This is a genomic window from Acidovorax sp. Root217 (assembly GCF_001428645.1).
Lineage (GTDB): Bacteria > Pseudomonadota > Gammaproteobacteria > Burkholderiales > Burkholderiaceae_C > Acidovorax.
In genome coordinates, this window is the sequence record NZ_LMIH01000012.1 from 776201 (window position 1) to 782348 (window position 6148).

General features: G+C 63.1%; 7 protein-coding genes. 5 read left to right on the top strand and 2 right to left on the bottom strand.

Annotated elements, in window-relative coordinates; all coding sequences use genetic code 11:
• Positions 1-51: 51 nt before the first annotated feature.
• Complete coding sequence (dnaK, locus tag ASE31_RS13605; protein ID WP_057202140.1) at positions 52-2004, bottom strand: molecular chaperone DnaK; 1953 nt, start codon at positions 2002-2004, stop codon at positions 52-54.
• Between the two features lie 85 nt (positions 2005-2089).
• Entirely contained in the window at positions 2090-2638 is a 549-nt protein-coding gene (gene grpE, locus ASE31_RS13610; RefSeq protein WP_057202141.1) for a nucleotide exchange factor GrpE, read from the bottom strand.
• A 238-nt stretch (positions 2639-2876) separates the two neighbouring features.
• Here grpE and rpsF point away from each other — a divergent pair, with 238 nt between their 5' ends.
• The 5 genes from rpsF (at position 2877) to dnaB (ending at position 5954) form a co-directional block, all read left to right on the top strand.
• Positions 2877-3254, top strand: a complete 378-nt coding sequence (rpsF, locus tag ASE31_RS13615; protein WP_057202142.1) for a 30S ribosomal protein S6 — start codon at positions 2877-2879, stop codon at positions 3252-3254.
• Positions 3255-3275: 21 nt separating this feature from the next.
• Entirely contained in the window at positions 3276-3566 is a 291-nt protein-coding gene (gene priB / locus ASE31_RS13620) for a primosomal replication protein N (protein WP_057202143.1), read from the top strand.
• A gap of 18 nt (positions 3567-3584) precedes the next feature.
• A complete protein-coding gene (gene rpsR, locus ASE31_RS13625) occupies positions 3585-3866 on the top strand; it encodes a 30S ribosomal protein S18 (protein WP_005795932.1) in 282 nt (93 codons plus the stop codon).
• 12 nt (positions 3867-3878) lie between these two features.
• The gene (rplI, locus tag ASE31_RS13630) at positions 3879-4331 is read left to right on the top strand and encodes a 50S ribosomal protein L9 (RefSeq protein ID WP_057202144.1); all 453 of its coding nucleotides are present in this window, start codon (positions 3879-3881) and stop codon (positions 4329-4331) included.
• A 192-nt stretch (positions 4332-4523) separates the two neighbouring features.
• Complete coding sequence (dnaB, locus tag ASE31_RS13635) at positions 4524-5954, top strand: replicative DNA helicase (RefSeq protein ID WP_057202145.1); 1431 nt, start codon at positions 4524-4526, stop codon at positions 5952-5954.
• The last annotated feature ends 194 nt before the right edge of the window (positions 5955-6148 follow it).

Genomic DNA, 6148 nt, shown 5'->3' on the forward strand with positions numbered 1-6148 from the left:
AGCCCCCTGGTCAGGAAACTCGCGCGGCGGATCGGGTCAAACGGGGCGTGTTCAGCCCTTCTTGACTTCCTTCACCTCGGCATCGACCACGTTGTCGTCGTCGGGCTTGCTGTTGGAGGAGGATGCCTGCTGGCCGCCCGATGCGTCGCCCGCACCGGCACCGGCCGCCGCCTGCGCGGCTTGCGCGTCGGCGTACATCTTCTCGCCCAGCTTCTGGCTGGCGGCCATCAGCGCGGTGGTCTTTTCCTCGATGGCGGCCTTGTCTTCGCCCTTGAGCACGTCTTCCAGGGCCTTCGCGGCCGAGGTGATCGCTTCCTTCTCGGCGGCGTCGAGCTTGTCGCCATGCTCGGCCAGGCTCTTGTTCACGCTGTGCACGGCGGCTTCGCCCTGGTTGCGCGCCTGGATCAGCTCCAGCTTCTTCTTGTCGTCGGCCGCGTTGAGCTCGGCGTCCTTCACCATCTTCTGGATTTCTTCTTCCGACAGGCCGGAGCTGGCCTTGATGGTGATCTTGTTTTCCTTGCCCGTGCCTTTGTCCTTTGCGCCCACATGCAGGATGCCGTTGGCGTCGATGTCGAACGACACCTCGATCTGCGGCGTGCCGCGTGCAGCGGGTGGAATGCCTTCGAGGTTGAACTCACCCAGGGCCTTGTTGCCCGAGGCCATTTCGCGCTCGCCCTGGAACACCTTGATCGTCACGGCCGGCTGGTTGTCGTCGGCGGTCGAGAAGGTCTGTGCGAACTTCGTCGGGATCGTGGTGTTCTTGGTGATCATCTTGGTCATGACGCCGCCCAGGGTTTCGATACCTAGGGACAGGGGGGTCACGTCCAGCAGCAGCACGTCCTTGCGGTCACCCGAGAGCACCTGGCCCTGGATGGCGGCGCCCACGGCCACGGCTTCGTCGGGGTTCACGTCCTTGCGCGGTTCCTTGCCGAAGAATTCCTTGACCTTCTCCTGCACCTTGGGCATGCGGGTCATGCCGCCGACCAGGATCACGTCGTGGATGTCCGACACCGACACGCCAGCGTCCTTGATGGCCGTGCGGCAAGGGGCAATGGTGCGCTCGATCAGCTCTTCCACCAGGGCTTCCAGCTTGGCGCGGGTCAGCTTGATGTTCAGGTGCTTGGGGCCGGAGGCATCTGCCGTGATGTAGGGCAGGTTGATGTCGGTCGCGGCCGAGTTGGACAGCTCGATCTTCGATTTTTCGGCGGCTTCCTTCAGGCGCTGCAGGGCCAGCACGTCCTTGGACAGGTCCACGCCCTGTTCCTTCTTGAACTCGCTGATGATGTAGTCGATGATGCGCTGGTCGAAGTCTTCGCCGCCCAGGAAGGTGTCGCCGTTGGTCGACAGCACTTCGAACTGCTTTTCACCGTCCACGTCGGCGATTTCGATGATGGACACGTCGAACGTGCCGCCACCCAGGTCATACACGGCGATCTTGCGGTCGCCCTTTTCCTGCTTGTCCAGGCCGAAGGCCAGGGCGGCAGCGGTGGGTTCGTTGATGATGCGCTTGACGTCCAGGCCGGCGATGCGGCCGGCATCCTTGGTGGCCTGGCGCTGGGCGTCGTTGAAGTACGCGGGCACGGTGATGACGGCTTCCGTCACGGGCTCGCCCAGGTAGTCTTCGGCCGTCTTCTTCATCTTGCGCAGGATGTCGGCAGACACCTGCTGGGCCGACAGCTTGTTGCCGCGCACTTCGATCCAGGCGTCGCCGTTGTCGGCGGGCACGATCTTGTAGGGCATCAGGTCGATGTCCTTTTGCACTTCCTTCTCGGTGAACTTGCGGCCGATCAGGCGCTTCACGGCGTACAGCGTGTTGCGCGGGTTGGTCACGGCCTGGCGCTTGGCCGAGGCGCCGACGAGGATCTCGCCGTCTTCCTGGTAGGCCACGATCGAAGGCGTGGTGCGGGCGCCTTCGCTGTTTTCGATCACGCGGGTCGTGTTGCCCTCCATGATGGAAACGCAGCTGTTGGTGGTGCCCAGGTCAATACCGATGATTCTTCCCATGATGTTCTTCTCCGCGATGTTTGAGTGATTTGGATAACTAGTAACGTGTGGATAACTTGGCTGGCTTCAAGCCGTTATCCACCATTTATTTGGGGGCGGTGACGGTCACCAGCGCCGGGCGCAGCACGCGGTCGGCGATCTTGTAGCCCTTTTGCAGCACGGCCACCACGGTGTTGGGCTCCTGCTCGGCAGGCGCCACGCTGATGGCCTGGTGCTGGTGGGGGTCGAACTTCTCGCCGGCAGGCGGGTTGATGGCCAGCACCTTGTTGCGCTCCAGCGCCGAGGTCAGCTGGCGCAGGGTGGCGTCGGCGCCTTCGCGCAGCTGCTGGGGTGTGGCTTCCTTGATGCCCAGGGCGGCGTCCAGGCTGTCGGCCACGGGCAGCAGGCTCTCGGCAAAGCTCTCGATACCGAACTTGCGGGCCTTGGTGACTTCGTCTTCGGCACGGCGGCGGGCGTTTTCGGCCTCGGCCTTGGCGCGCAGGAACTGGTCGGCCAGCTCGGCGCTCTTGGCCTTGAGCTCGGCCAGCTCGCCTTGCAGGCGCGCCAGCTCGTCAGAGGCATTGGCGGCCATGGCGGCTTCAATTTCTTCGGGGGAGGCGTCTTGGGAGGTGGTTGGCTGGCTGTTGTCGGACATGTCTTGGTCTTCGTAAATAAAACAGTACGCGCACAAGGTTGGGCGTGTGTGTGGTATTTCAAGTTCGCGCGCAATGCTGGGGTATCTGCGGCGACCTGGGCGAGGGGATTGGCCGGGCGGCAAGCCTCTTGGAGCAGGGGTGAGTGTACAAGGTCGAAGATGCGGGCTATAATCTACGGCTTTGCCTTGCCACACCGCTTCTAGACGCAGCGGGTGGTCTTACCCAGAAGGAGTATGCATGCGTCATTACGAAATCATTTTGTTGATCCATCCGGATCAAAGCGAACAAGTTCCAGCCATGCTGGAGCGCTACAAGGGCATGATCACCGCTGGCGGTGGCAAGGTGCACCGCGTGGAAGACTGGGGCCGCCGTCAACTGGCGTACCTGATCAACAAGCTGGCCAAGGCCCACTACCTGTGCGTGAACATCGAAGCCGACCAGGCTGTGATGGCTGAACTGGAGCATGCCTTCAAGTTCAACGACGCTGTGCTGCGCCACCTGACGGTTCAGAAGAAGAAGGCCGACACCGGCCCATCTTCGATGATGAAGACCGTCGAGCGCGAAGAAGCCCGCAAGGCCAGCCAGGCGGAATACGCCGCTGCCGGCGAGCGCTGATCGTCCACAGCCCTCTCGGGAGTGGAGAACCGCGTCGTCTTGACGGCCTGTATCGCCGAGGCTGAGGCCCTGCGCTACACCCCCGCCGGTTTGCCTGCTGTTGCCCTGCGGCTCGAACACGAGTCCAGGCAAAACGAGGCAGGCGAGCCGCGGGACGTCAAGGCAGCCATGAAGGCCGTCGCATTTGGTGCGATGGCCGAGCGGCTTGCGAGGCAGCAGATTGGAAGTCGATGGACTTTCAGCGGCTTTCTCGCCACGCCGCGCAATGGCAGGAACGCTGTGCTCCACATCCAGGATATTCAACAAAATTAATTTTCCAAGGGGTCCGCAATGGCCACGTTCAAGAAGTTCAACAAAGACAAGCGCCCAAAGCGCAACACCCAGTCCCTGCTGTTCAAGCGCAAGCGCTTTTGCCGCTTCACGGTGACCGGTGTTGAAGAAATCGACTACAAGGATGTCGACACGCTGCGCGATTTCATCGCCGAAAACGGCAAGATCATCCCCGCGCGCCTGACCGGCACGCGCGCCATCTTCCAGCGCCAGCTGAACACCGCCATCAAGCGCGCCCGCTTCCTGGCCCTGGTGCCTTACAGCGACCAGCACAAGATCTAAGGAGCACAACCCATGCAAATCATTCTGCTCGACAAGGTTGTGAACCTCGGCAACCTGGGCGAAATCGTCAAGGTCAAGGACGGCTACGCTCGCAACTTCCTGATCCCTTCGGGCCGCGCACGCCGCGCCACCGAATCGGCCAAGGCTGATTTCGAAGCCAAGCGCGTCGAACTGGAAAAGGCTGCTGCCGCCAAGCTGGCGCAAGCCCAGGCCGAAGGCGAAAAGCTGGCCGGCACCACCGTCAAGCTGACCCAAAAGGCTGGCGTGGACGGCCGCCTGTTTGGTTCCGTGACCAACCAGGACATCGCCGAAGAGCTGAGCAAGCAAGGCTACAAGGTTGCCAAGGCCCAGGTTCGCCTGCCCAACGGCCCGATCAAGGTCGTCAGCGAAACCACGGTCAGCGTGGCTCTGCACACCGACGTGGTGGTGGAAGTCACCGTGTCGGTCTACGGCGAAACCGCCTGATCGCCAGCACGTAGTAACCTGCGTGACTTGCCGCGAAAGCCGCCCTCGGGCGGCTTTTGTCTTTTCGACCCCGCCATTTGTACAGGATTGCCCACCGGTAATCCACAGATTGCCCCAAGGTTTATCCCCGGTTGCCGCACTTGGCGGGTGGCCGGAATGCATCCATTCAGGCCCCTGCCCGGAGAAAACCCCATGTCCGCTGTCTTCCCCCCGCTCGATGAACAGGGTTTCGTGCCGCCTTCCGGTTCCGGACAGGACCAGGAGATTGCCAAGCTGCGCACGCCACCGCACTCCATCGAGGCCGAGTCCAGCGTGCTCGGCGGCCTGCTGCTGGACAACAACGCCTGGGACCGGGTGGGCGACCTGCTGGTGGAGAGCCACTTCTACCGGCACGAGCACCAGATGATCTACTCGGCCATCGGTGCGCTGATCAACGGCAGCAAGCCTGCCGACGTGATCACCGTGTTCGAGCACCTGAAGAACCTGGGCAATGCCCAGGAAGCAGGCGGCCTGACCTACCTGAACAACCTGGCGCAGTACGTTCCGAGCGCGAGCAACATCCGCCGCTACGCGGAAATCGTGCGCGAGCGCGCCATTCTGCGCAAGCTGGTCACGGCCAGCGATGAAATCTCCACCAATGCCTTCAACCCCCAGGGCAAGACGGTGGAGCGCATCCTGGATGAAGCCGAGGCCAAGATCTTCGCCATCGGCGAAGAGGGTTCGCGCACCAAGCAAGGCTTCCAGTCGCTCGACAAGCTGGTGATCGACCTGCTCGACAAGGTGCAGGAGATGGCCGACAACCCGGTGGACGTGACCGGCGTGCCCACCGGCTTTGCCGACCTGGACCGCATGACCTCGGGCCTGCAGGCGGGTGACATGGTGGTGTTGGCAGCGCGCCCCTCCATGGGCAAGACCTCGTTTGCCGTGAACATCGCCGAGCACGTGGCGCTCAACGAGGGCCTGCCCGTCGCCATCTTCTCGATGGAAATGGGTGCCGCCCAGCTGGCCGTGCGTATCGTCGGCTCCATCGGCCGCGTGAACCAGGGCAACCTGCGCACCGGCAAGCTCACCGACGAAGAATGGCCGCGCCTGACCGAGGCCATCGAGCGGCTGCGCACCGTGTCGCTGCACATCGACGAAACGCCAGGGCTGACCCCCGGCGAGCTGCGTGCCAATGCGCGCCGGCTGGCGCGCCAGTGCGGCAAGCTGGGCCTGATCGTGGTCGACTACCTGCAGCTCATGAGCGGCTCGGGCGCCGGCAGTGCCGACAACCGCGCCACCGAGCTGGGCGAAATCTCCCGGGGCCTGAAGATGCTGGCCAAGGAGCTGCAGTGCCCGGTGATCGCGCTGTCGCAGCTCAACCGCTCGGTCGAGCAGCGCACCGACAAGCGCCCCATGATGTCCGACCTGCGCGAATCGGGCGCCATCGAGCAGGATGCCGACATCATCATGTTCATCTACCGCGACGACTACTACAACAAGGACAGCAAGGAGCCCAACGTGGCCGAGGTCATCATCGGCAAGCAGCGTAACGGCCCCACCGGCACCGTGAAGCTGTTCTTCCAGAAGAACCAGACCCGCTTTGAAAACCTCGCCATGGGCAGCGGTGGTGATGACTATTGACGCGCAAGGTTGAGGCGCCCCTATGCAAAAGGCCCCCGCCAATGGCGGGGGCCTTTTGCATTTTTAGCGCGGAATCAGTTTTTCAGTGTGTGCGGTATAGCCCGTGACGCATGAAACCGGCGCGGCCCAGACCAGTGCCCCCGTGCAAGGGCCGCCCCGCCGCACCGGGGGCGTCCCCCTCCCGACTCGCGCAG

Excerpts from the sequence above, each read along its gene's own strand:
- grpE (WP_057202141.1), bottom strand. The coding sequence starts at position 2,638 with ATGTCCGACAACAGCCAGCCAACCACCTCCCAAGACGCCTCCCCCGAA.
- dnaB (WP_057202145.1), top strand. The coding sequence starts at position 4,524 with ATGTCCGCTGTCTTCCCCCCGCTCGATGAACAGGGTTTCGTGCCGCCT.
- rpsF (WP_057202142.1), top strand. The coding sequence starts at position 2,877 with ATGCGTCATTACGAAATCATTTTGTTGATCCATCCGGATCAAAGCGAA.
- rplI (WP_057202144.1), top strand. The coding sequence starts at position 3,879 with ATGCAAATCATTCTGCTCGACAAGGTTGTGAACCTCGGCAACCTGGGC.
- dnaK (WP_057202140.1), bottom strand. The coding sequence starts at position 2,004 with ATGGGAAGAATCATCGGTATTGACCTGGGCACCACCAACAGCTGCGTT.
- rpsR (WP_005795932.1), top strand. The coding sequence starts at position 3,585 with ATGGCCACGTTCAAGAAGTTCAACAAAGACAAGCGCCCAAAGCGCAAC.